Source organism: Pseudomonas chlororaphis (assembly GCA_001023535.1).
Lineage (GTDB): Bacteria > Pseudomonadota > Gammaproteobacteria > Pseudomonadales > Pseudomonadaceae > Aquipseudomonas > Aquipseudomonas chlororaphis_E.
This window is the reverse complement of sequence record CP011020.1, coordinates 3,394,026-3,420,009: the sequence shown is the minus strand read 5'-3', so window position 1 is coordinate 3,420,009 and position 25,984 is coordinate 3,394,026. Positions and strand designations below refer to the sequence as shown.

Below are 25,984 nucleotides of genomic sequence, written 5' to 3'. Positions count from 1 at the left end.
GTAGTTGCGATGAAACGTGTAGGTCTGATCGGTTGGCGCGGCATGGTCGGTTCCGTGCTCATGCAGCGAATGCTGGAAGAGCAGGATTTCGATCTCATTGAGCCGGTGTTTTTCACCACCTCCAACGTAGGTGGCCAGGGCCCGTCCGTGGGCAAGGATACCGGCGCGCTCAAGGATGCCTACAGCATCGAAGAGCTCAAGACCCTCGACGTGATCCTGACCTGCCAGGGCGGCGACTACACCAGCGAAGTCTTCCCCAAGCTGCGTGAAGCCGGCTGGCAGGGTTACTGGATCGACGCCGCTTCCAGCCTGCGCATGCAGGACGACGCGGTGATCATTCTCGATCCGGTGAACCGCAAGGTCATCGACCAGCAGTTGGATGCGGGCACCAAGAACTACATCGGCGGCAACTGCACCGTCAGCCTGATGCTGATGGGCCTGGGCGGCCTGTTCGAGGCCGGCCTGGTGGAGTGGATGAGCGCCATGACCTACCAGGCGGCGTCCGGTGCCGGTGCGCAGAACATGCGCGAGCTGATCAAGCAGATGGGCGCGACCCACGCCGCCGTCGCCGATGACCTGGCCAACCCGGCCAGCGCCATCCTGGACATCGACCGCAAGGTGGCCGAGGCGATGCGCAGCGATGCCTATCCGACCGAGAACTTCGGCGTGCCGCTGGCCGGCAGCCTGATCCCGTGGATCGACAAGGAACTGCCTAACGGCCAGAGCCGCGAAGAGTGGAAGGCCCAGGCTGAAACCAACAAGATCCTGGGCCGCTTCAAGAGCCCGATCCCGGTGGACGGCATCTGTGTGCGCATCGGTGCCATGCGCTGCCACAGCCAGGCGCTGACCATCAAGCTGAACAAAGACGTCCCGATCGCCGACATCGAAGGGCTGATCAGCCAGCACAACCCATGGGTCAAGCTGGTGCCGAACAACCGCGACATCAGCATGCAGGAGCTGAGCCCAACCAAGGTCACCGGCACCCTGAACGTGCCAGTGGGGCGTCTGCGCAAGCTGAACATGGGTTCGCAATTCGTCGGTGCCTTCACCGTCGGCGACCAGTTGCTGTGGGGTGCGGCCGAGCCGCTGCGCCGCATGCTGCGGATCCTGCTCGAGCGTTGATTCGATGTGGCTGTGAAAGAACCCGTGCCTTGTGAAAGGTGCGGGTTTTTTTATGGTTACAGATAAACGCGTCCTTGTGGGAGCGGGCTTGCTCGCGAAAGCGGTATGTCAGTTTGCACCTGCGTTGAATGTGCCCCCGTCTTCGCGAGCAAGCCCGCTCCCACAGGTTCTTTGTTCGCCGCGAAATCCCATGTGGGAGCGAGCTTGCTCGCGAGGAGGCCAGTCCAGGCACTGCAAGTCCCCCAGCCAATTGCCTGCATACCCACCACCCGGTAAAGTGCCGCTCCCCCCGTGTTACCTGAGGTAGACCCATGAGCCAGTCCTTTGATATTGCCGTGATCGGCGCCACCGGTACTGTCGGCGAAACCCTTGTCCAGATTCTCGAAGAGCGCGATTTCCCGATCGGCAACCTGCATTTGCTGGCCAGCAGCGAGTCGGCCGGCAGCTCGGTGCTGTTTCGTGGCAAGAACGTGCGGGTGCGGGAGGTCGCTGAATTTGATTTCAGCAAGGTTCAACTGGCGTTTTTCGCCGCAGGCCCGGCGGTGACCCTGAGTTTCGCCCCGCGTGCCACGGCGGCCGGCTGTGCGTTGGTCGATCTGTCCGGTGCGTTGCCGCCGGAGCAGGCGCCGCAGATCGTGCCGCAAGCTAACGCCCAGGTGCTGGCCGGCCTGGCAAAACCTTTCCAGGTCAGCAGCCCGAGCGCTTCGGCCACGGTACTGGCCATGGCGCTGGCGCCGCTGCGCGAGTGTCTGGTGATGCAGCGCGTCAGCGTGACCGCCCACCTCGCCGTGTCCACCCAGGGCCGTGTCGCCGTGAACGAGTTGGCGCGCCAGACCGCCGAACTGCTCAACGCCCGCCCGTTGGAGCCGACCTTTTTCGATCGGCAGATGGCGTTCAACCTGCTGGCCCAGGTCGGTACGCCGGACGAGCAGGGTCACACGCTGCTGGAAAAGCGCCTGGTGCGCGAATTGCGCCAGGTGCTGGAGCAACCTTTGTTAAAGATTTCCGGTACTTGCATTCAAGCGCCGGTGTTTTTTGGCGATAGCTTTAGCGTGACGGTGCAGACGGCCGATGCCGTCGACCTGGCGAAGGTCAATGCGGCCCTCGAAGCTGCGCCGGGTATCGAGCTCGTGGAGGCGGGCGACTACCCGACGCCGGTGGGCGATGCGGTGGGGCAGGATGAGGTCTACGTCGGGCGTGTGCGACTGGGTATCGACGATCCGGCTGAACTAAATATGTGGCTGACGTCAGATAACGTACGCAAAGGCGCGGCGCTCAATGCGGTGCAGGTCGCTGAGTTGTTGATAAAAGACTTGCTGTAAAAGATACTTGGCGTCAATTTGTCGAATGGTTCTAGCTGGGCGCTATGCTTGGCCAGAGAGCTGAAGGCGAACCTCCCTCCGGGGGCTTCCCGGGACATGAGTGAAACGATCGCGCGCACCGTCGCTTCGGGGCTGCGCGCAATGCCTTACGGCAGCGGCATCAATACCTTCTCGCTGGCCGAGGAATGTTCAAACAAAGGAAGAGGCTATGGTTCAAGTTCGCAAACTGGTGTTAGCAATAGCGGCCGCCTCGGCGCTGTCCTCCGGTATGGCGCAGGCGCTCGGGCTTGGGGAATTGACCCTGAAGTCGACGCCGAACCAGCCCCTGGTCGCCGAGATCGAGCTGCTCGACGTCCAGCAGTTGACCGCCGCCGAAGTCGTGCCGAGCCTGGCCTCGCCCGAAGACTTCGCCAAGGCCGGCGTCGACCGCCAAGCCTTCCTCAACGACCTGAGCTTCACGCCGGTGATCAACGCCAATGGCAAGAGCGTCTTGCGGGTCACCTCCAGCCGGCCGCTGTCCGAGCCGATGGTCAAGTTCCTGGTGCAGGTGATGTGGCCCAACGGTCGCCTGCTGCGCGACTACAGCGTGCTGCTCGACCCGTCCAAGTTCTCCCCGCAGGCGGCGGATGCTGCCCGGGCGAAACCGCCTCAGGTGGTGTCCACGCCGGTCACCGGTGCCACCAAGCCTTCCCAGTACACCACCACGCCGCGCGATACCCTGTGGGAAATCGCCGCCAAGGTGCGCAACGGCGGGTCGGTCCAGCAGACCATGCTGGCGATCCAGGCGTTGAATCCGAATGCATTCATCAACGGCAACATCAACCTGCTCAAGACCGGCCAGGTGCTGCGCTTGCCGGACTCGGTGCAAAGCACCGCGCTGCCGCAGCCCCAGGCCATTGCCGAAGTCGCCGCGCAGAACGCCGCCTGGCGTTCGGGGCGGCGTGGCGTGGCGGGTGCGGGCCAGCAACAGCTGGATGCAACCCGGCGTGGCCGCGGTGAAGGCGCGCCGGCCCAGACCGCTGGTCGCGATAACCTGAGCCTGGTGTCGGCCGAGTCGGCGAAGGCGGGCGGCAAGGGCAAGGGCGCTGCCGGTGATGCCCAGGCGCTGAGCAACAAGCTGGCGGTGACCCAGGAGAGCCTCGATTCGGCCCGCCGGGACAACGAAGAGCTGAAAAGCCGCATGGCCGACCTGCAAAGCCAGTTGGACAAGCTGCAACGCCTGATCGAGTTGAAGAACAATCAGCTGGCCAAGATGCAGGCCGAAGGTGGCGCAGTGCCGCCTGCGGGTGAAGCGGCCCCGGCGATGTCCGCGCAATTGACCCCCGCACCGGCTGCGCAAACGCCGGGGGCGCAGGCTCCGACTGTCGCGCCCGAGGCTGCTCCCGCACCGGCCGCCACCCCGGAAGCGACACCGCCGGCCACGCCGATCGAGCCAGCGCCGGCGGCTTCCAATGAGCAGAAGTACAACGATCTGCTGACCAACCCGGTCCTGCTGGGCCTGGTGGGCGGCGGCGTGTTGATCCTGCTGTTGCTGCTGTTGTTGCTCGCCCGCCGCCGCAAGGCCCAGCAGGAAGCCGAGAAACATTTGCGCATGGCCCGAGCCCTCGAGGAGGAGGCCGACTTCTCCCCGGAGCTCGATCTGCCCCCGAGCAGCTTCGAGGGCATTGAAGTTCCACCTCCCAGCGTCAAACTCGAGCCAAAACCGGCGCCTGCGCCAGTGCCCAAGCCGGCCCCGCTCGTTGCCCCGGTGATCGTCACGCCGCCGATCGCCGCACCCTTGGTGGCGCCGGCCGCCGAGCCTTCGGATGACGTGCTGCCCCTGGCCCAGTCCCACATCGACCGCGGTCGCCTGAACCAGGCCGCCGACCTGCTGGAACAAGGCATCAAGGCCGAACCCCAGCGCAGTGACCTGCGCCTGAAACTCATGGAAGTCTACGGCCAGCAAGGCGATCGTGATGCGTTCGTCGCCCAGGAGCGCCAGCTCGTGGCCAACGGCGACAACTACGCCCAGGTCGAGCAGCTCAAGAGCCGCTTCCCTGCCATGGTCGTGGCGACCGGCGCCGGCCTGGCTGCGGCGGCACTGGCCGCCGAGCTGGATGCGCAGTACGTCAAGGACCTGCTGGAAGACAAGCCGTTGTCCGATGAGGAGCTGGACAGTGCCTTTGACCTGAGCCTGGATGACCTGGAAACGACGCCGGTGCCACCGGCCGCCGAGCCGATCGCCGAGCTGGATGCATTCCCGGAAGACGACGACCTGAGCTTCGAGTCGGTGCTCAAGCAGCAGACCGAAGCCAACCAGAGCCTCGATGACCTGTCCGAGTTCGACCTGGACCTGGGCGCCGATACCCCGGCCCCGACCGCAGCCCTCGATGACGAGGACTTCCTGCTGGACCTGGGCGACGACCTCAAGGGCTTCGACTTGCCGCCGGCCGATGCGCCTGCGTTGCTCGACACTCCGTCCGACGATCTCGAGCTGCCCGCGGATTTCGACCTGTCCCTGGCTGATGAAATGGATGTCCCTGGCGCGCCGAAGGATGCCTTCGAGTCCGAGCTGGACGACGTCAATGCCGAGTTGGACCGCCTGTCGGACAGCCTGAGCGAGCCAACCTTCACCGCCGAAGATGCGCTGGCCGGCGCCGAGGACGAGCCGGATTTCGACTTCCTCAGCGGCACCGACGAGGTGGCGACCAAGCTCGACCTGGCCCAGGCCTACATGGACATGGGCGATAACGACGGCGCCCGCGACATCCTCGGCGAAGTCCTCAGCGAAGGCGATGCTACGCAGAAGAGCGAAGCGCAGGAGATGTTGTCGCGGCTGGCGTGAATCAGTGGTTATACAAAAACGGCAGCCGGTGAGGCTGCCGTTTTTGTTTGTGGGTCATTTGCGCTGCTCTTGTGGCGAGGGAGCTTGCTCCCGCTGGGCTGCGAAGCAGGCCTCTCCATGGCACGTCGAGCACTTTTGCGAGCGCTGCGCACTCGAGCGGGAGCAAGCTCCCTCGCCACAAGGACTTGTCTTGGTCTGAAAACCATCTGAACCCCTGTGGGAGCAAGCGTGCTCGCGATAGCGCCAGCCCATTCAACACAGATCACCCGCCGGACTGGCATCCCAAGCCATCGGCCTTATAATGCCCGCCTTTGCGTCCCTCAGCAGGCTGTAATTCCTTGGCAAACATAGACAATCCGGCCGCCGAAATGGCGGCCGACGGCTTTTTCCGGATCGCCCTGGGCGTTGAATACAAAGGCTCGCGTTATCGAGGTTGGCAGCGCCAGGCTTCTGGTGTGCTGACGGTGCAGGAAACCCTCGAGAATGCGCTGTCCAAAGTCGCCGACTCGCCGGTGTCGCTGCATTGTGCCGGTCGTACCGACGCGGGCGTGCACGCCTGCGGCCAAGTGGTGCATTTCGACACCCAGGTCGAGCGCTCGATGAAGGCCTGGGTGATGGGCGCCAACATCAACCTGCCGCACGATGTCAGCGTCAGTTGGGCCAAGGTGATGCCGGCGCACTTTCACGCGCGCTTCAAGGCTATCGCCCGGCGTTATCGCTATGTGATCTACAACGATCAGATCCGCCCGGCGCACCTGAACGAAGAAATCACCTGGAACCACCGTCCACTGGATGTCGAGCGCATGGCCGAGGCGGCGCAGTATCTGGTCGGTGTGCATGATTTCAGCGCGTTCCGCGCCGGCCAGTGCCAGGCCAAGTCGCCGATCAAGGAGCTGCATCACCTGCGCGTGACGCGGCACGGCAAGATGATCGTGCTCGACATCCGCGCCAGCGCATTCCTGCATCACATGGTGCGCAACATTGCCGGTGTGCTGATGACCATTGGCGCCGGCGAACGCCCGGTGGAGTGGATCAAGGAAGTGCTCGACAGCCGTATCCGCCGCTCCGGCGGGGTGACCGCGCATCCGTTCGGCCTGTACCTGGTGCAGGTGGAATACCGCGATGAATTCGAGTTGCCCGAGCGTTACATCGGGCCACATTTCCTCACCGGCTTCTCGGAACTCGACGGCTGACGCCTTTCGCAGCATTTGCTACCATCCGGGACTTTCACGGATTTGCCTTGGAGTTTTCACGACATGTCGGCCGTTCGCAGCAAGATTTGCGGGATCACCCGCGTCGAGGACGCGTTGGCGGCGGTCGAGGCCGGAGCCGATGCCATCGGGTTGGTGTTCTACGCCAAGAGCCCGAGGGCGGTGACGGTGCAGCAGGCGAGGGCAATCATCCAGGCCTTGCCGCCGTTCGTGACCCCGGTCGGGCTGTTCGTCAATGCCAGTCGTTGCGAGCTGGGCGAGATACTCGATGCGGTGCCGCTGGCGCTGTTGCAGTTCCATGGCGACGAAACCCCGGAGGACTGCGAGGGCTGGCACCGCCCGTACATCAAGGCGTTGCGAGTCAAGGCGGGCGATGACATCGCCGCCGCATGCGAGACCTTCGCCGGAGCCAGCGGTATTTTGCTGGACACCTACGTGGAAGGCGTTCCCGGGGGTACTGGCAAGGCGTTCGACTGGTCACTGGTGCCCAAGGGGCTGAGTAAGCCGATTATCCTGGCCGGTGGCCTGACGGCAGAGAATGTGGCCGAGGCCATTCGCCAGGTTCGTCCGTATGCGGTCGATGTGAGCGGCGGCGTGGAGCAGGGCAAGGGGATCAAGGATCCGGCAAGGATTCGCGCGTTCATGGCGGCTGTACGCAGTAGCCAGTCGCCAATGTGACGGCTGGCAGACTGCCGCCGTCCATACCTGCACTGTACACAGCAGGCAGGCACCGCCTCCGGGTGGGCCGATAGCGTAGTGGCAACCACGATGAAGCGGTTGCCGGGATGGCTGAGGAAGGTTGGGTTGCACGCAGGTCATGTCTCGCGCTGACCGTGGTGGCCCTTCGGCCCTCGCCGCACAATGAATTTAGCTCAAGGGCATACTCGGGGCCGCGAACCAGAGCGTTCGGGCCGCCGGTACTGGAGAAAGAAAGCATGAGCAACTGGTTAGTAGACAAACTGATCCCTTCGATCATGCGTTCCGAGGTGAAGAAAAGCTCGGTGCCTGAAGGTCTGTGGCACAAATGTCCTTCCTGCGAAGCGGTGTTGTATCGCCCGGAGCTGGAAAAGACCCTGGACGTGTGCCCCAAGTGCAACCACCACATGCGCATTGGTGCGCGTGCCCGTATCGATATCTTCCTGGACGCCGAGGGCCGTGAAGAGCTCGGCGCCGACCTGGAGCCGGTGGACCGCCTGAAGTTCCGCGACGGCAAGAAGTACAAGGACCGCCTGACCGCTGCCCAGAAGCAGACCGGCGAAAAAGACGCCCTGGTGTCCATGAGCGGCACTTTGCTGGGCATGCCGGTGGTGGTCTCGGCGTTCGAGTTCTCCTTCATGGGCGGTTCCATGGGTGCCATCGTTGGCGAGCGTTTCGTTCGTGCCGCCAACCATGCCCTGGAAAACCGTTGCCCGATGATCTGCTTCGCCGCCTCCGGCGGTGCGCGGATGCAGGAAGCGCTGATTTCCCTGATGCAGATGGCCAAGACCTCCGCGGTGCTGGCACGCTTGCGTGAAGAAGGCATTCCATTCATCTCGGTGCTGACCGACCCGGTCTACGGCGGTGTCTCCGCCAGCCTGGCCATGCTGGGCGACGTGATCGTCGGCGAGCCTAAGGCGCTGATCGGCTTTGCCGGCCCACGCGTGATCGAGCAGACCGTGCGTGAAAAACTGCCCGAAGGCTTCCAACGCAGCGAATTCCTGCTGGAGCACGGTGCCATCGACATGATCATCCATCGCCAGGAACTGCGTCCGCGCCTGGGCAACCTGCTGGCGCAACTGATGGGGCTGCCGACGCCGAAGTTCGTCGCCGCTCCCGTCGAGCCGATCGTGGTTCCGCCGGTGCCTGCAGGCCTATGACCCAACGTACCCTGGGCGACTGGCTTGCCTACCTCGAGCAGTTGCATCCGTCGGCCATCGACATGGGGCTGGAGCGCTCGCAAGCGGTAGCGTCCCGCATGGGACTGGCCAAGCCGGCGCCCCGGGTCATCACCGTTACCGGCACCAACGGCAAGGGTTCGACCTGCGCCTTCCTGGCCTCGCTGCTGCGGGCCCAGGGGTTGAACGTCGGTGTCTACAGTTCGCCGCACCTGCTGCGCTACAACGAGCGGGTGCAGGTCAACGGCGTCGAGGCCACTGACGCCCAACTGTGCGAAGCCTTTGCCGCGGTGGAAACCGGGCGGGGCGAGACTTCCCTGACCTATTTCGAAATGGGCACCCTGGCGGCGTTCTGGCTGTTCGCTCGGGCAGGCCTCGATGCCGTGGTGCTGGAAGTCGGCCTGGGCGGGCGCCTGGATGCGGTCAACCTGGTGGACGCCGACATCGCCTTGGTCACCAGCATCGGCGTGGACCATGCCGATTACCTGGGCGATACCCGCGAATCCGTGGCGTTCGAGAAGGCCGGTATCTTTCGCCAGGGCGCACCTGCGCTCTGCGGCGACCTCGATCCGCCTCAACCGCTGCTGGACAAGGTCCGCGAGCTGGGCTGCCCATTCTTCCTGCGTGGGCGGGATTTTGACCTGGCAATGACCGAGCAGCACTGGCAATGGCGCGGCAGCGATGCCCAGGGCCAGCCAGTGGAACTGCGTGACCTGCCGCTGCTGGACCTGCCGATGGAAAACGCCGCGCTGGCGCTTCAGGCCTACTTGCTGCTCGGCTTGCCGTGGGAGGCGGGGCAGATTGCCGAGGCGTTGCAGGCAACGCGCGTTGTCGGGCGGTTGGATCGTCGCCAGTTCGAGTGGCAGGGCAAGCGCCTGAACCTGTTGCTGGATGTCGGGCACAATCCCCATGCCGCGCAGTACCTGGCCGAGCGTCTGGCCCGGCGGCCGGTCGTGGGGCGGCGCCTGGCGGTATTCGGACTGCTGTCCGACAAAGACCTGGATGGCGTTGTCGAGGCGTTGGGTGCTAGTGTCCAGCAATGGGCGGTGACGCCGCTGGACTCGCCGCGTTCGCGTCCGGCGACCGAGTTGCAGGCCACTTTGCAGCGTCACGGTGCTGCTGTACAAAGCTATGGCAGTGTGGCCGCCGCGCTGGAAGGGCAGTGCGCCGCGGCGACGGCCGATGACGAGATCCTGTTGTTCGGATCATTTTTTTGTGTTGCCGAGGCCCTTCAATGGCTGGCCCGGCGCTCCACGGAGGACGCGGCAGATGGCAATGCTGGATAAGGCGTACAAGCAGCGCATGGTCGGTGCCCTGGTGTTGGTGGCCCTGGCGGTGATTTTCCTGCCGATGCTGTTTTCCCGCCAGGACGAGCAGCGCCAGATCACGGTGGATGCGCCGGCTGCGCCCCAGGCGCCTGCCGTGCCGCCCGTGCAGGTAGAGCCGGTGGCGGTGCCTGAACCACAGGCACTGCCCCAGGAACCTGTACCGAGTGACGAGGAGCTGGCGCAGCAGCCAGCTGCGCCGTCGACGCCTATCGCACCCGCACCCGCTGCGCCAGCGCCGAGCAAACCGGTCGTCGCGCCGACGCCTGCTCCGGCGGCGCCTGCCGTCAAGCCGGCCCCGACCCAGCCGATTACCGCCGCACCCGCCAAGCCGGACACCACGCAAAGCCGTGTGGATGCCAACGGCCTGTCGGTCAGTTGGTCGGTGCAACTGGCCAGCCTGACCAGTCGCGAAAGTGCTGAAAGCTTGCAGAAAAACCTGCGCAGCCAGGGCTACAACGCTTATATCCGCTCCGCCGATGGCAAGAACCGGGTATTTGTCGGGCCGTTGATCGAGCGCGCCGAGGCCGATCGCCTGCGTGACCTGCTCGGGCGCCAGCAGAACCTCAAGGGTTTCGTGGTACGTTTCCAGCCAGAGCGTGGTTGACCGGCGATTTAGCTGATTTGAATCACGCAGCTTACCGACAGCCCTGGGCTCTGCTAAAATGCGCCGCCTTATCCGTCTGCAGGCTGCACCGTGCCATTTACCTGGGTTGACTGGGCGATCGTTGCGATCGTCGCCATCTCCGCTTTGATCAGTCTGAGCCGAGGCTTCGTCAAGGAAGCCCTCTCGCTGCTGACCTGGATCATCGCGGGAGTCGTGGCCTGGATGTTTGGTGGCTCGCTGTCCCAGTACCTCGCCGGATACATCGAAACCCCGTCGGCTCGCGTGATCGCGGGCTGTGCCATCTTGTTTATCGCCACCTTGCTGGTCGGCGCAATGATCAATTATCTGATCGGCGAACTGATTCGCGTCACCGGGCTTTCCGGGACGGACCGGTTCCTGGGCATGGCCTTCGGCGCGGCGCGTGGCGCGTTGCTGGTGGTCGTGGCCGTCGGGCTCCTGAGCCTGGGGCCGGTGCAGCAGGATACGTGGTGGCAGGAGTCCCGGCTCGTGCCACAATTTCTATTGGTCGCAGACTGGTCTAAAAACCTGATTCTGGGTTGGAGCAGTCAGTGGCTTGCCAGCGGTATCAGCGTACCCGCTGAAATACCGTTCAAGGAGCAGCTCTTGCCGATGGCCAAAACGCCGCAGTGAGTGCTGTTCAGTTCAGATCCATTAAGTAGGGGTTGCGTCGCATGTGTGGCATCGTCGGTATCGTCGGTAAGTCGAACGTCAATCAGGCGCTGTATGACGCGCTAACCGTGCTCCAGCACCGCGGCCAGGACGCTGCCGGTATCGTGACCAGCCATGACGGCCGGTTATTCCTGCGCAAGGACAACGGCCTGGTGCGTGACGTGTTCCACCAGCGTCACATGCAGCGCCTGGTCGGCCACATGGGTATCGGCCACGTGCGCTATCCGACGGCGGGCAGCTCGACGTCGGCTGAGGCCCAGCCGTTCTACGTCAACTCGCCATACGGCATCACCCTGGCGCACAACGGCAACTTGACCAACGTCGAGCAGCTGGCCAAGGAAATCTACGAATCGGACCTGCGCCACGTCAACACCAGTTCCGACTCGGAAGTGATGCTCAACGTGTTCGCCCATGAGCTGGCCCAGCGCGGCAAGCTGCAGCCTACCGAGGAAGATGTGTTCGCGGCGGTGACCGACGTGCATAACCGTTGCGTCGGCGGCTACTCGGTGGTGGCGATGATCACCGGCTACGGTATCGTCGGCTTCCGCGATCCCCACGGCATTCGTCCGATCGTGTTCGGCCAGCGTCACACCGACGAAGGCGTCGAGTACATGATCGCCTCCGAAAGCGTGTCCCTGGACGTGCTCGGTTTCACCCTGATTCGCGACTTGGCCCCAGGCGAAGCGGTCTACATCACTGAAGACGGCAAGCTGCACACCCGCCAATGCGCGACCAACCCGAGCCTGACCCCCTGCATCTTCGAGCACGTCTACCTGGCGCGCCCGGACTCGATCATCGACGGCATCTCTGTCTACAAGGCCCGCCTGCGCATGGGCGAAAAGCTGGCCGAGAAGATCCTGCGCGAGCGCCCGGACCATGACATCGACGTGGTCATCCCGATCCCGGACACCAGCCGCACGGCGGCCCTGGAGTTGGCGAACCACCTGGGCGTCAAGTTCCGCGAAGGCTTCGTGAAGAACCGCTACATCGGCCGTACCTTCATCATGCCGGGCCAGGCTGCGCGGAAAAAATCCGTACGCCAGAAACTCAACGCCATCGAGCTGGAATTTCGCGGCAAGAACGTGATGCTGGTGGATGACTCCATCGTACGCGGCACCACGTGCAAGCAGATCATCCAGATGGCCCGCGAAGCCGGCGCCAAGAACGTGTATTTCTGCTCGGCCGCTCCGGCGGTGCGTTATCCGAACGTCTACGGCATCGACATGCCGAGTGCCCACGAACTGATCGCGCACAACCGCAGCACCCAGGACGTGGCCGACCTGATCGGCGCCGACTGGTTGATCTACCAGGACCTGCCGGACCTGATCGAAGCGGTGGGCGGCGGCAAAATCAAGATCGAGCAGTTCGATTGCGCGGTGTTCGACGGCAAGTACGTCACCGGCGACATCGACGAGGCCTACCTGAACCGGATCGAGCACGCGCGTAACGATGCGTCCAAGGCCAAGACCCAGGCGGTCAGTGCGATCATCGATCTGTACAACAACTGAGTGACGAACCGGCCCCGAGGGGCCGGTTTGCGATTTGAAGGAGTGGCAGCATGAGTCAGGATTGGGATGCCGGTCGGCTGGACAGCGACCTTGAGGGCGTAGCGTTCGACACCCTGGCGGTGCGCGCGGGTCAGCACCGCACACCGGAAGCCGAACATGGCGATCCGATGTTCTTTACCTCCAGCTACGTATTCCGCACGGCCGCCGATGCGGCAGCGCGGTTTGCCGGCGAGGTGCCAGGCAACGTCTACTCGCGCTACACCAACCCGACCGTGCGCGCTTTCGAAGAGCGCATTGCCGCCCTGGAAGGCGCCGAGCAAGCGGTCGCTACCGCTACCGGCATGGCGGCGATCATGGCGGTGGTGATGAGCCTGTGCAGCGCCGGCGACCATGTCCTGGTTTCGCGCAGTGTCTTCGGTTCGACCATCAGTCTGTTCGAAAAATACTTCAAGCGCTTTGGCGTGGAAGTCGACTACGTGCCCCTGGCGGACCTGTCCGGCTGGGACGCGGCGATCAAGCCCAACACCAAGCTGTTGTTCGTTGAATCGCCCTCCAACCCCTTGGCCGAGCTGGTGGACATTGCCGCGCTGGCGGAAGTCGCCCATGCCAAGGGCGCCATGCTGGTGGTCGACAACTGCTTCTGCACCCCGGCGCTGCAACAGCCGCTGAAACTGGGGGCTGACGTGGTGGTGCATTCGGCGACCAAGTTCATCGACGGCCAGGGCCGATGCATGGGTGGCGTGGTGGCCGGTCGCGGCGAGCAGATGAAGGAAGTGGTGGGGTTCCTGCGCACTGCCGGGCCGACCCTCAGCCCGTTCAACGCCTGGATCTTCCTCAAGGGCCTGGAAACCCTGGGCCTGCGCATGAAGGCGCACTGTGCCAACGCCCAGGCCCTGGCCGAATGGCTGGAGCAGCAGGACGGCATCGAGAAGGTCCATTACGCCGGTCTCAAGAGCCATCCGCAGCATGACCTGGCCCAGCGCCAGCAGCGCGGCTTTGGTGCAGTGGTGAGTTTCGAGGTCAAGGGGGGCAAGGAGGGCGCCTGGCGCTTCATCGACGCGACCCGGTTGATTTCCATCACCGCCAACCTGGGCGATAGCAAGACCACCATTACGCACCCGAGCACCACGTCCCACGGTCGCCTGTCGCCCCAGGAGCGTGAAGCGGCGGGTATTCGTGACAGCCTGATTCGCGTTGCGGTCGGCCTTGAAGACGTGGCCGACCTGCAAGCCGACCTGGGTCGCGGGTTGGCGGCCTTGTGATCGAGTTGGCAACGCCGCCGGGCGGCACTCACGGCCGGGTTGCACTGGTCACGGGGGCCGCGCGGGGCATCGGCCTGGGCATTGCTGCCTGGTTAATTTGCGAAGGCTGGCAAGTGGTGTTGACCGACCTGGATCGAGAGCGCGGTTCCAAGGTTGCGAAGACCCTGGGCGACAACGCCTGGTTCATCGCCATGGACGTGGCGGACGAGGCGCAGGTCGCCACCGGTATCGCCGAGGTGCTTGGCCAGTTCGGCCGTCTCGACGCGCTGGTGTGCAATGCGGCCATTGCCGACCCGCACAACATCACCCTGGAAAGCCTGGACCTGGCCTACTGGAATCGGGTCCTGGCGGTGAACCTGGGTGGGCCGATGCTGCTGGCCAAGCATTGTGCGCCGTACCTGCGTGCCCACAACGGCGCGATCGTCAACCTGGCCTCGACCCGCGCCGCACAATCGGAGCCGGACACCGAAGCCTATGCGGCAAGCAAGGGCGGCCTGCTGGCCCTGACCCATGCCCTGGCAATCAGCCTCGGGCCGGAGATCCGCGTCAATGCCGTCAGTCCTGGCTGGATCGATGCGCGCGACCCTTCGCAGCGCCGTGCAGAGCCACTCACCGATTCCGATCACGCCCAACATCCGGCGGGCAGGGTAGGGACCGTGGAGGACGTGGCGGCGATGGTGGCATGGCTGTTGTCGCGCAATGCCGGTTTTGTCACGGGCCAGGAGTTCGTGGTGGACGGCGGCATGACCAAGAAGATGATTTACAAATAAGTCCATGGGCGCGCGGCGCTTGAAACTGTTTTGAAAAAACTTCAACCCTGCTATTGACTTAGCTTCGGTACCTGCGTAAATTTCGCGGCCTCAGCAAAGCAAAGGGTGATTAGCTCAGCCGGGAGAGCGTCTGCCTTACAAGCAGAATGTCGGCGGTTCGATCCCGTCATCACCCACCATGTTTCAAGAGAGTCTTGCGAAAGCAAGATGGAAGCTGTCAAAAGCCTCCACCGACGCGCAGCGGTAGTTCAGTCGGTTAGAATACCGGCCTGTCACGCCGGGGGTCGCGGGTTCGAGTCCCGTCCGCTGCGCCATATTTTCCGAAGCAGGTTCGCCTGGTTCGAGATCAATCCCAAGGGGCTGGTCAGACGAGTTAACTGGACGCAAGTCCACAGCGATACGCAGCGGTAGTTCAGTCGGTTAGAATACCGGCCTGTCACGCCGGGGGTCGCGGGTTCGAGTCCCGTCCGCTGCGCCATATCTGCTTCGAGGCCCACTGAACGCCTTGAAGCCAGGAAGAGCGCCAAGCGCCTCTTCTGATCGATAGCAAAAACCCTGGTCGAAAGACCGGGGTTTTTTGTTTCTGTCATTCGGCTTTTTGCTTGCCGTGCCCGGCGGGCTGCTTGGCAGCCCTTCTGTGGTCCTGCGAACGCTAGGGCGCTGGCCTCAGAACCCAAGTCTATCCCGCAGCCCGTAATACCATGCACCCATCGCCGCAAACGGCGTACGCAGCAGTTGGCCGCCGGGGAACGGGTAGTGGGGCAGGTCGGCAAACGCATCAAAACGCTCAGCCTGACCACGTAGCGCCTCGGCCAGGACCTTGCCTGCCAGGTGCGTGTACGTCACGCCATGGCCACTGCAGCCCTGGGAATAGTAGATGTTGTCCCCCAGGCGCCCGACCTGAGGAAGACGCGACAACGTCAGTAGGAAGTTTCCGGTCCAGGCGTAGTCGATCTTCACCTGTTTGAGCTGAGGAAACGCCTTGAGCATTTTCGGTCGGATGATGGCCTCGATGTTCGCCGGGTCCCTGGCGCCGTACACCACGCCACCCCCGAAGATCAGGCGCTTGTCGCCGGTCAGTCGGTAGTAGTCGAGCAGGTAATTGCAGTCCTCGACACAGTAATCCTGCGGCAACAGACTGTGGGCCAACTCGTCCCCCAGTGGCTCGGTCGCGATCACCTGGGTGCCGCACGGCATGGATTTGGCAGCCAGTTCCGGCACCAGGTTGCCCAGGTAAGCATTGCCGGCCACGATGATGAACTTGGCCCTGACCTTACCCTGAGGCGTATGCACGACGGGACTGGCGCCGCGCTCGATACGCACTGCAGGTGACTGCTCATGGATGACCCCGCCGAGCGACTCGACGGCCGCTGCTTCACCCAAGGCCAGGTTCAGTGGATGGATATGCCCGCCGCTCATGTCCAGCATGCCGCCAACATACTCCTCACAAGCCACCACCTCGCGAATGCGACGCTGGTCCAGCAACTCCAGCTGGGTATGCCCGAAACGCTCCCATAAGCGCTTCTGCGACTCCAGGTGGCCCATCTGCTTGGCGGTCAGGGCGGCAAACACGCCACCGTCCTTCAAATCGCACTGAATCTGATACTTGGCCACTCGTTCCCGAATGATCCGTCCGCCCTCGAACGCCATATTGCCCAGCAATTGCGCCTGTTGAGGGCCGACGCTGCGTTCGATCACATCGATGTCACGGCTATAACTGTTGACGATCTGCCCACCGTTGCGACCCGACGCACCGAAGCCCACCTTGGCCGCTTCAAGGACGGTGACCTTGAAGCCGTTTTCCAGCAGGAACAGCGCAGAGGACAGGCCGGTGTACCCCGCACCGATTACACACACATCCGTCTCGACCTCACCCTGCAGGGCTGGGCGCGACGGAGCCGGGTTGGCCGACGCGGCATAATAGGACGCTGGGTAGGATGTGTTCGCCATTCTGCAACCTCTGTTTTATATTTTTTACGAATGCGCCGATCCTACCCGAGATAAAAATCGGCCGCCAGCCACTGCAATATCTTCGTCGCGTGGGCGAAATTAAATATTTTGCATATTCATAGGGTTAGGTGAAAAAAAGGTGTTGACACCCCTTTGGAATTCCGTAGAATGCCGCCTCACAGCAGGCACGTAGCTCAGTTGGTTAGAGCACCACCTTGACATGGTGGGGGTCGTTGGTTCGAGTCCAATCGCGCCTACCAAACAAAATCCGCTCTGCTGGGCGGTCTAGAAGGGGTTACCGGAAACGGTAGCCCCTTTTTGCTTTCTGCCATTTGCAAAACTCTTGCAAAACCCCCACCTCAGAACGCCAATTCGGCGCCCACCTCGACGTACTCAATCGTCTTTTCCCCCATTCCCTTCCGGATATTGCTTGGTCATAGACGAACCACTTGTTCTTGTACGAAGCGTTAGGTGTATAACTGTTGGGGCAAACCCGCAAGAACTCAGGCAGGAGGCGCCGCTGCTAAGAGCAGGGGGGCAAACGGTTTACCATGTCCAATGACACCTTTCGATTCGAAGCACACCAGTCACTTTTAGAGCTGGACGCCGCCACAACCAAAATGATGATGCTGGTGGTTGCTGGCGAGGTCTCAGGTTGCCTTTGGAAGGAAGCCTTTTCTCGGGTTGGTTCCGCCTACACGGCTCTTGCGAGCGTCGTGGCTGGAGTTCAAATAGACCCGATGCCAGCTTTGGATGGCCGCTCGAGTGATGATCTGATCACCCCGGAAAAGTGAGAATGGATGGGGCGACATATTGAAAAAAGTCCCGTGATCCGTTTCCAGGCTGTCCGCTAGTAGTGGTAACGTCTGCGCCGCAATCCTTGAGACAGCCAGATGAATCATCGAAGACCCGCTAGCGTTACAGCAGCACCTGCTGGCGTGCCGGGCACTGCCCACCCACCTATCTGGTATTACGGTCCTGAAATACCCATTATCGAAAGCAATGGCATGGGCGTTTTTGGCTTCTCTCTTGCGTTGCTTCTGCTTTTACCGGCCTATGGGCTTGTGACGTTCCTTTTCCCAGGGCCGGAGGTCATGCATGGGGTGCAGCCTGACCATGGTGAGAGCCTCACAGGGTCATCCTTTATTCTGTTAATGCTGGCCAGTGCAGTGTTCATCGGTGCGTTCTTTGCGTGGATTGTCCCTGCGCCTCAAGTGCGGGCTTTCACGTTTGACGAAAACCAGCAGATGTTGACCCTCACCATCACTCGTCGTGGCCTAAAAGCCACTGAAGTGCGCGTGCCATTTAGCCAAATCATTCACATCCGTCCTTGCGTGCTCGCAGCGTTTGATCACGATGGCTATTTTCTCGTCGCTTATCGGGGGGCGAAGGGTAAGGTTTTCGAATACCCGTTAGCGCACGGTACCTCGCTGGAAAACATTGAGTTTCATAGTGCGTGGTTACGTGGAATGTTAGGGGAGCGGATGTGCGAGATGCTAAATCTCGACAAATGAAAGCAACCTAAAGCCAGCCTGACCTGGCGCACTATTGGTCGGCCCCATCAGGTATTCAGCTATGCGGTCTTCCTTGCCGGGCAAGGCCCGGGCGGTGGTGTGGAGGCGTTACGCAGCGTGTGCGTCGCGTTCTTCCTCCCAAAGGACGAAAGGCCAGTTGCCAGGGGATTTAAATAGCGCTGTCACAAGATCGATGGGGTTGCGAATGCCCGTTCAGGTGGTGGCTGTTTTCAAGATGGCCGGATGGCAATAAAGCTGTCTGTTGCCGAATGGGTTGGACTGGTATGAGAAAAGTAGTTTTGGCTCTTTTGTTGGTCACACTGGTAGCCTGCATGCCTTATCAAACAGTGACTTCGACCGATCCGAACTGGATGCGTCTTGGTGGAGATGAGCCTGAAGGCTACCCAAGGACGTTTGTCGAGAACCTGGGCGGTAATTGCGCTTTGGTTACCGAATCGTGGTCTGAGGGAAGAATCAACGGTCGTCTGCTGTGGACCAAGAAGCAGTCTCGAAAGGCTGTTACCTGCCCATAGGCGTCTTTGTAAAATCGCGCTTTCCAAACAAACACGGAGCCTGCTTTCACGCGTCAGGCTCCTGCCGAGGATGGCTTTCACCAAAGATTTTTCGTGTTCGCAAGGATATCGAAAGCTTTTGCAGAACCTACGTATGACAAGTGCCCTGAATCACGGTACATGGGCACTCCGTCTACAACGGTGCGGCAAACCGTGTCATCACACAGTGCATTGCTTAGACGAATGACCCGTATCGCGTATTTCGTTTCAATGGTATCGAGCAACGTAAGGACGCCGGCGTTGTATTCCCTGTAGTTCTTTAATGGGATGGTGCAGTCGTGTGCAGTTGTGCTGTTGGACAGCTGCTGCTGCATGCAGCTGATATTTTCATTGCCTACGGAGGGAGGTGGGCCAATGACGATGACTTCTTTGCCGATCCGCTTAAGCTCGCTGATGGTCCTGCCCAGGTCATTTTCAACTTGATCAAGGCTTGTAGGCACTATGCGAGTCGAACCCTTGTCTTGTTCGTCCCTTGTCAGCATTTTGTTGGTGGGCACGGTGTATTGCCAAAAAGAGGCGGCAAGGATGACCGTCTCAATGGTTTTGTCTGCTTTGATCGCAGAAAATACAGTGTCGTTAAATGCTATGCAGTAATTTGCTAGCTTCCCTGCATCTGCTCGTGCCGGGTTGTAAGGCGCAGTATCCAAGAAGGGAGGGCAAGCGCTGTAGGTCGCCTGTGCGATCCCTCCTTTTCTGTGGTTCTTAACTCCCTCGATGGTGTGCATGGCATAGGAATCGCCCCAGACTATATTGCGAGCCGGGGTGGAGGTTCGGCATTTTTCATCGTTCTTGAACAGATAGTTGTCGCAAGCTTTATCAAGGCCGTAATTGGGCCGTAACAAAGCGTCGAAATCTACTTGATTATTGTTGTGTCGGGTTGCGGTGTATTGGATTGATACCAGTACGGCCGCTCCGAGAGTTATCGTCCATGTCAGTCCGGCTTGAGGAATCAGGGACCGACGACTGGGTTGCTCAACGAAGATGTAAAGAACCCCCGCACATAACAGCGATACTAGAAACAAGGATATTTGACTAAACAGTGTAAGCTCATTAGGCAGTACCGCGTGTGCGAAAACAATGACCGGCCAATGCACTAGGTACAGGGAGTAGGAAATATCGCCAAGCTTGACAAGTGGTCTGATAAAAATGGACGTATTGGCTATCGTGCTATTGGCCCAGATGATGAAAAGGGTCGAGAGGCATACAACAACTGCTGCCGGTCCTGGGTGGCCCCATTTAATTTCCATCGTGGGGATGATTAGAACTGCAAGGATGGCCAGTAAAAATACGGGGCGGGGAATCTTTATGTTGAATTTCTGGGCAGCCAGATAGCCGCCCGAGCCGATCAATAATTCCCAGCAACGCGTGGGCAGCAGGAAAAAAGTCGCTGAGGGATGGGTTTGTTTCAGGTACAGGCAGGCTAAGAGGCTGCCGATTAAGACAGTGATAACAATGCGCAACCAGAGGCGAGCGGGGCTGAGAATAAGAATAAGTGGAAAAATCAGGTAATACTGTTCCTCGACAGCCAGAGACCATAAGTGCAGCAATGGCTTGGTGGACGCATCTGCATCAAAATATCCAGTCTGATTCAATAGAACAAAATTGGTAGTGTAGGTCACCGCTCCTGCAACTTGAGAGAGCAGGTTCCTGTTTTCCATCGGAGTTAATAACAGATAGGCGCCGATGCAGGTGGCTAAAATTGTCACGTAGGCAGCCGGCACCAATCGTTTGGCGCGCCTGTAGTAAAAATCAGAAAGATCAAAGCCTCCATTGGTTATCTTGCTGGCGATGATTCCGGTAATTAGATACCCGGAGATGACAAAGAATATATCTACGCCTAAAAAACCAGCTTTCAAAGCTGTGAAGCCAAGGTGATCTATCACTACAAATGCTACGGCAAGCCCCCTGAGAGCTTGTATGTCGAGCCGAAAATTCATACGTCCTCTGTACATTATCAAGCTGCTGTCCGGCAGCTGTTTCTCATTCAAGGTTGCGGTCACGTGCGCTTAGCGTGCACGCTTTCGGGTTTTTCATCCTCTAGGCTGGATGGTGGGGTTGCACCTCGGGACTGAGCGTAGCAGCTGGAGGCAATGAGGCCAGTGTGGATGTTACCAATGGGAGAGCGCTGTAGGAGTCTTCGACAATTCATCGATTTTTTGGGAGCGTTCTGGGGATTTCCACCGCTGTGCGTCGATTAAATTTCTTGTAAATGAGGGGTTTGGTCCTATCATCCGTTGAGCGGAATGCAGGGGGCGATTCGAGGCCCGCACTGCATACGAAAAATTGCAATGGGGGGCTCAAGTAGGGTTGTCTGAAGCTCCGCGCTGGTTTCTGTTATAGCCGGCGTTGAGACGTCTGCGCCAAATCTTCCTGATGGACCAACTCTGTTTCGTCCGCGAGCTGGGGGTAGGCTGCGGGGTGGTTAATGGGCGCACTGATGATCTTGCGTGGGATTTTTATAAGGCTGTACGTGACTATGCTAATAAACTCAAAAAAACTGCTGTTTCTTTTCTTCTGTTTGGCGATGTCCTGTGTTTCTGTACAAGCGCAGCAGTCAGATCTACTCAAGTTTTATGCAGAGGGCTCGCCCAATTATCCTTGGGCATTTGGAACCAGCAAGGAGTGTGATGCGACAGTGGGGATGTCCAGTCGGACAAAGAATTTCAGGTCCCCAAGCAAGCTGGCAATACGGGGTCTTGAGGCGGCACTGTCCGGAGACCTTGCCGGTGCTGTGGTGTGTGAAGAAAAGTTGAGAGTTTTTGAAAAGATGAGAGATGGCGGTCTCTTTTATGCCTTTATGGATGATTACATAGATGCGTGGCCTTTCCAGCTCAGGGCGCCTTGGGTATCTGCTTTTACCCAAGGCATTGCGCTTGAGTTTTATATGGAAATGGCAAAAAAGACGGGAAACATCTACTACAAAAACAAGGCTGAAGCGATTTATTTGTCATACTCGATGCCCGTTGACAAAGGAGGTTTTGCCAGGACTGTTGGCAAGGATGTGTTGTTTGAAGAGTATCCGGTAAACGAACGGATTGCGGTGCTGAATGGTAATTTGATTGCAACCATTGCCTTGTATGATTATGCGCAGTTTTCTAAAAGCAAGGCACCCTTGCGACTGGCTACTCGATCAGTTGCCTGGCTTGAAAAAAATATCCAAAGCTATGTAATTCAACGCCCTGAATACCCCGGGCCGATTTCGGCGTACTCTCTGGCTCCTTCAAGGCTCGATGTGCTATTTAGATTTTATCTGACCCATGAAACGCTAGATGTTTTTTCTATAAAACTGGCTGCGAAGGATGTTTCGAGGAGCATTCTTCCCGGTACGCCTGGAGACCATGATATTACTCGGGATGCAAGTCTGATCGTGTCTGCGGACATGAATTGGTCCGAGCCGTACAAAGAGTCGAAACAGCCACGGACTGATTTCAGGAAAATAGTCGAAGCAGCAGGGGCGTTTAACCATGCACCCTTCAGGGTGGAGGTAAAGACGATCGAAGAGTTGAGCTCCTTGAAGCAAGGTGCTTCCCTTGAGGTGTCCTACAGGGCCCAGGGCAGTTCCGATGTACAAATTTCCGACGGGAAGACGTTCTACAAAATAGGCACGTTAGGCCCTACTCGTGGGGAGGTTGTGACGGTGGTATTCGAGCTTCCCGCAGCAGCTATTGCCAATCTCACGTTTCCCGTTGATTTGAAATACAACGTGTTGTATCTGGAGCACAACCAGAAGCTGCTGGAGATCGTCGCAGGCCTCTCTGAATCTGACGTGTTGAAAAAATATGCGACGTTACTAAAGCGGTAATCAGTAAATGATCCAGTCACTTGCAGCGCAAGTGCAGCCCTGATCTGGCGTTGGGGATCATCTCCCACTTCTGCTCGTGATAAGGGTCAGGGGTGTCACGCTTGCGTTGCCAGGTAATCGATGGCCTCACGGTACTTTGCAATGCGCTCCAGATCTTTTTGGCTGGGTGTGCCCAGGCGTGACAAGTCACTGTTCTCCGCCAGGTCGGCCAGTTTCACCCGGCGCGCCATAGGGTCACGTGCGGCGCGTTCGATAAAGGCCTGATAGGTTTCGCCGTCGCGCTTGGTGAGTGAATCGATGGCATTCAGAGTCGCTTCGCTGAAGCCTGCATCGCGCAGGTCTGCCAAGGTAACGGCAGTGTCTTCGACGACGTCGTGCAACACCGCGACGATGCGTTCTTCGTCACCGGATAGACGCAACATGACTTTCAACGGGTGCAGGATATAAGGAGCCCCCCCTTTATCGGCTTGCCCTTCATGGGCCAGCGCGGAAATCGATATGGCTCTTTCAAGCGTACTCATTGCTCGCTTCCCCTTGTCAGTCCTTGGTTTCCTATCGGTCATTTCCCTGGGCGCATTTTGGGTAGACGTTCGGAAAGTCCAGCGCAAGTATAGGGCTCGGCTCGCACGTGAGCCCAGCGTACAGTGGAGCGTCTTGATCCAGGTTCCGAAGAGAGTAAGGCAATGCCGAAGAAACATCAGGAAAGCACCGCCGTGACGGCTGCCGACATTGAGCGCTCTATCCAGGCGTTGAACAAGATGGCGGAACGTCTTTGGGGCGACGGTCGGGAAGCCGAGGCGAAGGCGCTATTGGGCGCTTTGGATGCTTTGAACAGGGCGCTCGATCGCATCAGGATTGGCGAGAGCCGCAGGGTTCTTCATTGACCTGAAGACAGTGTAGGGCCCCGGGTTAATGCCCCGCCTGCGCCATGAGCGCCTGTTCCCGCAACCACTCACTGAACCTGTGCACCACCGACTGGCGCTCCCGCCCCGGCACGCACACTACGCTGTATCGCGCGCCAGCCAGGCGAATGTCAGGCCGATAGCCGACCAGTTGTCCACGAGCGACCGCTTCGGCAACCAATACATTGCTGGCAAGCACCAGGCCATGCCCGATGATGGCGGCCTGCAGGGCGTGCTGTTCCTCGTCGTAGCGTCGAAAGCGCGCGGTACCCAACCAGTCCGGGGTGCCTGCCTTGGCGCACCAGGTCGGCCAGTCGACCGCTGCGCTTGAGCTGCTCAGCCAGGGCACGTCGATCAACTCCACGGGTGAGTCGGCGGTGGGCGGTTGCCAGTCGGGGCGGCAGTAGGCGCCGAAGAACTCTTCCAGCAACGGTTGCTGGAATAGCTGAGGATCAGGCGTGAACTGGGCGCGGATGGCCAGGTCGATGCTGGCGTCGCGGAGCAGGTCGACCACCTCGTTGCTGCTATGCAGCCTCACGTCGATCTCCGGGTATAACCGATGAAAGTCCCCGAGCCGAGGGATCAGCCACAGGCTGGCGAACGCCGGGGTGGTGCTCACCACCAGCGACTGTGAAGCGCAGGGCGGTGACAGCGCCTGCAAGCCGTGCTGGATGTCCAGCAGGGCGCGGTGCAATTGTGGGTGAAGGCGCTCGCCGTCGGCGCTCAAGCGCACGTTCTGGCTGGAGCGTTCGAACAATCGCACGCCCAGGAATGCCTCGAGGCTCTTGACTTGATGGGAGATCGCCGCCGGGCTGACGTGCAGCTCCTGGGCCGCCGCCTTGAAGCTGCCCAGCCGTGCGGCAGACTCGAAGCCGCGTAAGGCGGTGAGGGGCAGTTTGGCAAACATGGGCGGCTGGATTACTCGGGTTGAGCGTGGCTCAATTTAGCTCATTTGTACGCGTCGGCTCAACTTGCCAGGTCGGCTCAACTTGCCAGGCTGTGGTCCCGCACTGCCAACAGGAGATCACCCCATGCAAGGCGCGCCCCGTAAAATCCTCCAGGCCGTACTCTATGAAGCCGGCGGTGTGCTGTTCGTGGCACCGGCGCTGGCGCTGATCTATGGCCAGGGCATGGGTTATTCGACCCTGTTGTCGCTGGTGATTTCTGTCGTCGCACTGGCCTGGAACATGCTTTTCAACGGTCTGTTCGAATGGTGGGAACGCCGTCAGCACAACCGTCATCGCAGTTGGCGGCGACGGTTGCTTCACGCCTTGGGGTTCGAAGGTGGCTTGACCCTGATCCTTACCCCGGTGATCGCGGCGTGGCTGGGCATCAGCCTGTGGCTGGCGCTGGTGACCAACCTGGGGTTGTTCGTGTTCTTCTTTTTTTATTCGCTGGTGTTCCAGTGGGCGTTCGATCGGGTCTTCGATGTTCCGCTCTCGGCGCAGCCTGCCCGGCCACTCGAAACAAATTGAACTGCCGGTACCGCAGGCAGCCCAACGGGGTATCACTCGGAGGGCAACGCCATGGCAGATGAAAAAGAACAGCAACAACCCAACAATGACACGCCGGCTCATGCCACTGAGCAAGAGCGTGAGCGTCTGAAGGATTTCAACAAGGACGGCATTCCGCCCGGTTCTTCGTGAGTGCTGGAATAGAACGGTTGAGCACCCACAACGCCCTGCGCCGTTCATCCATTGCCCCGCACTTGCGATGTTCCGCTGCCTCTTATGTTTTAGCGCGGCTGTCCCGCGCGCCAGAATGGAGAGCCAGCATGGAAATCGACGAAAATGCGCCTGGAAACAGGTCCCAGCAGGAAGTCACGCGCGGCACGGATAACGAAACAGGTCACGACCCCAGCAAGGATGCACCTGAAGTCCCGCTGCCGCCGGACGACGACGCACCTATCGAAGAGGATATGTCCGATGTGAATGCCGCCGATTCGGTGACGACCGAGCATCCCGACCCTCGATGATGATGCCTTTGCTCCTGAAGCCCGGCCACTGCGCCGGGTTTTTTGAGCCCCAAGTCTGGCCTGCGCCGGTTTCCCTGATGCTATTGAGTACCTGAACATTCACTGTTCGTGTTCCCCGCCTCAGCCTTGTTCGAAGAGGCGTTCAAGAACTACTTCGACACTGTCGTGAGTGGCAATACCCGTCATCAGTTTCGCGGGCCTCAATAGCTTGAGGCGCGAGGGCCTGCACATCCGTGGAGAAGTGCGGGCCCTCGCCAAGCAAAATCGCTACCGCAAACTCATCCCTTGGAACGGGTTCCAGCCTTGCTCGCCTTTGACTTCTTTCAAGTAGTAGGCGTAGTTGGTCATGATGGCGTACATCACCGAGGTGGCACCGTTCAGGCCGGCGTTCAGCGGCTTGGGGAAGTCCATGCCCAGGGCCGCGAAGATCACGCTCAGCACAATGTTGACCAGCAATATGATGCCCAGCAGGGCCAGGTTCTTTTTCCACAGGCCCAGTACGAACAGGTAGATGGGACCGAAGAAAAACGCGATCACGTTGGCATTGATGAGGATTTTTTTCTTGAAGCCGGGCAGCTTCTTGAGGGCTTCCTTGTAGCGCGGGTCGGTGGGCGCGCCATAGGTGTCAAAGAAGTTGAAGCGTTCCTGCCATTTGGCGCTGTATTTTGCGCTGTTGTGCACGTGTTCGGTTGCGCTCATTTTTTGCTGCTCCTGGTGTTCCATTAAACGAAGTTGTTCTTCCGAGAAATCCTGT

At 60.2% G+C, this 25,984-nt stretch carries 23 protein-coding genes and 4 tRNA genes; 22 read left to right on the top strand and 5 right to left on the bottom strand.

Features of this window, described 5'->3' with window-relative positions:
* Nucleotides 1-9: 9 nt before the first annotated feature.
* The 15 genes from VM99_15175 to VM99_15105 all read left to right on the top strand — a co-directional run bounded on the left by VM99_15175 (nt 10) and on the right by VM99_15105 (nt 14,993).
* Nucleotides 10-1,122, top strand: a complete 1,113-nt coding sequence (locus VM99_15175; protein AKJ99343.1) for an aspartate-semialdehyde dehydrogenase — start codon at nt 10-12, stop codon at nt 1,120-1,122.
* 311 nt (nt 1,123-1,433) lie between these two features.
* Complete coding sequence (locus VM99_15170; GenBank protein AKJ99342.1) at nt 1,434-2,444, top strand: aspartate-semialdehyde dehydrogenase; 1,011 nt, start codon at nt 1,434-1,436, stop codon at nt 2,442-2,444.
* Between the two features lie 208 nt (nt 2,445-2,652).
* Nucleotides 2,653-5,268, top strand: a complete 2,616-nt coding sequence (locus VM99_15165; protein ID AKJ99341.1) for a peptidoglycan-binding protein — start codon at nt 2,653-2,655, stop codon at nt 5,266-5,268.
* A 368-nt stretch (nt 5,269-5,636) separates the two neighbouring features.
* On the top strand, nt 5,637-6,461 hold the full coding sequence (locus tag VM99_15160; GenBank protein ID AKK01768.1) for a pseudouridine synthase: 825 nt from the start codon (nt 5,637-5,639) through the stop codon (nt 6,459-6,461).
* Nucleotides 6,462-6,524: 63 nt separating this feature from the next.
* Nucleotides 6,525-7,157, top strand: a complete 633-nt coding sequence (locus VM99_15155) for an N-(5'-phosphoribosyl)anthranilate isomerase (protein ID AKJ99340.1) — start codon at nt 6,525-6,527, stop codon at nt 7,155-7,157.
* Between the two features lie 257 nt (nt 7,158-7,414).
* Nucleotides 7,415-8,335: an acetyl-CoA carboxylase subunit beta gene (locus VM99_15150; GenBank protein ID AKJ99339.1), complete on the top strand. Its 921-nt coding sequence runs from the start codon at nt 7,415-7,417 to the stop codon at nt 8,333-8,335.
* A complete protein-coding gene (locus VM99_15145; protein AKJ99338.1) occupies nt 8,332-9,639 on the top strand; it encodes a folylpolyglutamate synthase in 1,308 nt (435 codons plus the stop codon). Before VM99_15150 ends, VM99_15145 begins: the two co-directional genes overlap by 4 nt.
* A complete protein-coding gene (locus tag VM99_15140) occupies nt 9,623-10,285 on the top strand; it encodes a cell division protein (protein AKJ99337.1) in 663 nt (220 codons plus the stop codon). The genes VM99_15145 and VM99_15140 overlap by 17 nt, the downstream gene beginning before the upstream one ends.
* Nucleotides 10,286-10,375: 90 nt before the next feature.
* Nucleotides 10,376-10,936, top strand: a complete 561-nt coding sequence (locus VM99_15135; GenBank protein ID AKJ99336.1) for a colicin V production CvpA — start codon at nt 10,376-10,378, stop codon at nt 10,934-10,936.
* Between the two features lie 41 nt (nt 10,937-10,977).
* The gene (locus VM99_15130; GenBank protein ID AKJ99335.1) at nt 10,978-12,483 is read left to right on the top strand and encodes an amidophosphoribosyltransferase; all 1,506 of its coding nucleotides are present in this window, start codon (nt 10,978-10,980) and stop codon (nt 12,481-12,483) included.
* A 50-nt stretch (nt 12,484-12,533) separates the two neighbouring features.
* Nucleotides 12,534-13,745, top strand: coding sequence for an O-succinylhomoserine sulfhydrylase (locus VM99_15125; GenBank protein AKJ99334.1), 1,212 nt, complete (start codon nt 12,534-12,536; stop codon nt 13,743-13,745).
* Complete coding sequence (locus VM99_15120) at nt 13,742-14,515, top strand: oxidoreductase (protein ID AKJ99333.1); 774 nt, start codon at nt 13,742-13,744, stop codon at nt 14,513-14,515. Before VM99_15125 ends, VM99_15120 begins: the two co-directional genes overlap by 4 nt.
* A gap of 103 nt (nt 14,516-14,618) precedes the next feature.
* A tRNA-Val gene (locus VM99_15115) sits at nt 14,619-14,694 on the top strand.
* A 58-nt stretch (nt 14,695-14,752) separates the two neighbouring features.
* Nucleotides 14,753-14,829, top strand: a tRNA-Asp gene (locus VM99_15110).
* A gap of 87 nt (nt 14,830-14,916) precedes the next feature.
* Nucleotides 14,917-14,993: transfer RNA gene (locus VM99_15105), tRNA-Asp, on the top strand.
* 188 nt (nt 14,994-15,181) lie between these two features.
* Here VM99_15105 and VM99_15100 read toward each other — a convergent pair.
* On the bottom strand, nt 15,182-16,465 hold the full coding sequence (locus VM99_15100) for a gamma-glutamylputrescine oxidoreductase (protein ID AKJ99332.1): 1,284 nt from the start codon (nt 16,463-16,465) through the stop codon (nt 15,182-15,184).
* A 183-nt stretch (nt 16,466-16,648) separates the two neighbouring features.
* Here VM99_15100 and VM99_15095 point away from each other — a divergent pair.
* The 3 genes from VM99_15095 to VM99_15085 all read left to right on the top strand — a co-directional run bounded on the left by VM99_15095 (nt 16,649) and on the right by VM99_15085 (nt 17,979).
* Nucleotides 16,649-16,725 (top strand) — tRNA-Val (locus tag VM99_15095).
* Between the two features lie 291 nt (nt 16,726-17,016).
* Nucleotides 17,017-17,259 carry a hypothetical protein gene (locus tag VM99_15090; protein AKJ99331.1) on the top strand — a complete coding sequence of 81 codons (243 nt, stop codon included), beginning with the start codon at nt 17,017-17,019 and terminating at the stop codon, nt 17,257-17,259.
* 99 nt (nt 17,260-17,358) lie between these two features.
* On the top strand, nt 17,359-17,979 hold the full coding sequence (locus VM99_15085; GenBank protein AKJ99330.1) for a hypothetical protein: 621 nt from the start codon (nt 17,359-17,361) through the stop codon (nt 17,977-17,979).
* Nucleotides 17,980-18,589: 610 nt separating this feature from the next.
* Here the strand turns inward: VM99_15085 and VM99_15080 are convergent.
* Nucleotides 18,590-20,503 (bottom strand): hypothetical protein, encoded by a 1,914-nt coding sequence (locus VM99_15080; GenBank protein ID AKJ99329.1) that lies wholly within the window; start codon nt 20,501-20,503, stop codon nt 18,590-18,592.
* Between the two features lie 473 nt (nt 20,504-20,976).
* Here VM99_15080 and VM99_15075 point away from each other — a divergent pair, with 473 nt between their 5' ends.
* Nucleotides 20,977-22,353: a hypothetical protein gene (locus VM99_15075; GenBank protein ID AKJ99328.1), complete on the top strand. Its 1,377-nt coding sequence runs from the start codon at nt 20,977-20,979 to the stop codon at nt 22,351-22,353.
* Between the two features lie 95 nt (nt 22,354-22,448).
* Here the strand turns inward: VM99_15075 and VM99_15070 are convergent, their stop codons facing one another.
* Nucleotides 22,449-22,874: a GTP pyrophosphokinase gene (locus VM99_15070; GenBank protein ID AKJ99327.1), complete on the bottom strand. Its 426-nt coding sequence runs from the start codon at nt 22,872-22,874 to the stop codon at nt 22,449-22,451.
* Between the two features lie 162 nt (nt 22,875-23,036).
* Between VM99_15070 and VM99_15065 the strand changes: the two genes are divergently transcribed.
* Nucleotides 23,037-23,237 carry a hypothetical protein gene (locus VM99_15065; GenBank protein AKJ99326.1) on the top strand — a complete coding sequence of 67 codons (201 nt, stop codon included), beginning with the start codon at nt 23,037-23,039 and terminating at the stop codon, nt 23,235-23,237.
* A 25-nt stretch (nt 23,238-23,262) separates the two neighbouring features.
* Here VM99_15065 and VM99_15060 read toward each other — a convergent pair whose 3' ends face one another.
* Nucleotides 23,263-24,162 carry a LysR family transcriptional regulator gene (locus VM99_15060; GenBank protein ID AKJ99325.1) on the bottom strand — a complete coding sequence of 300 codons (900 nt, stop codon included), beginning with the start codon at nt 24,160-24,162 and terminating at the stop codon, nt 23,263-23,265.
* A gap of 124 nt (nt 24,163-24,286) precedes the next feature.
* Between VM99_15060 and VM99_15055 the strand changes: the two genes are divergently transcribed.
* Nucleotides 24,287-24,730 (top strand): membrane protein, encoded by a 444-nt coding sequence (locus VM99_15055; protein ID AKJ99324.1) that lies wholly within the window; start codon nt 24,287-24,289, stop codon nt 24,728-24,730.
* 299 nt (nt 24,731-25,029) lie between these two features.
* The gene (locus tag VM99_15050) at nt 25,030-25,230 is read left to right on the top strand and encodes a hypothetical protein (protein AKJ99323.1); all 201 of its coding nucleotides are present in this window, start codon (nt 25,030-25,032) and stop codon (nt 25,228-25,230) included.
* A 267-nt stretch (nt 25,231-25,497) separates the two neighbouring features.
* On the opposite strand, the gene VM99_15045 is transcribed toward VM99_15050, so the two are convergent.
* Complete coding sequence (locus VM99_15045) at nt 25,498-25,929, bottom strand: membrane protein (protein ID AKK01767.1); 432 nt, start codon at nt 25,927-25,929, stop codon at nt 25,498-25,500.
* Nucleotides 25,930-25,984: the final 55 nt, after the last annotated feature.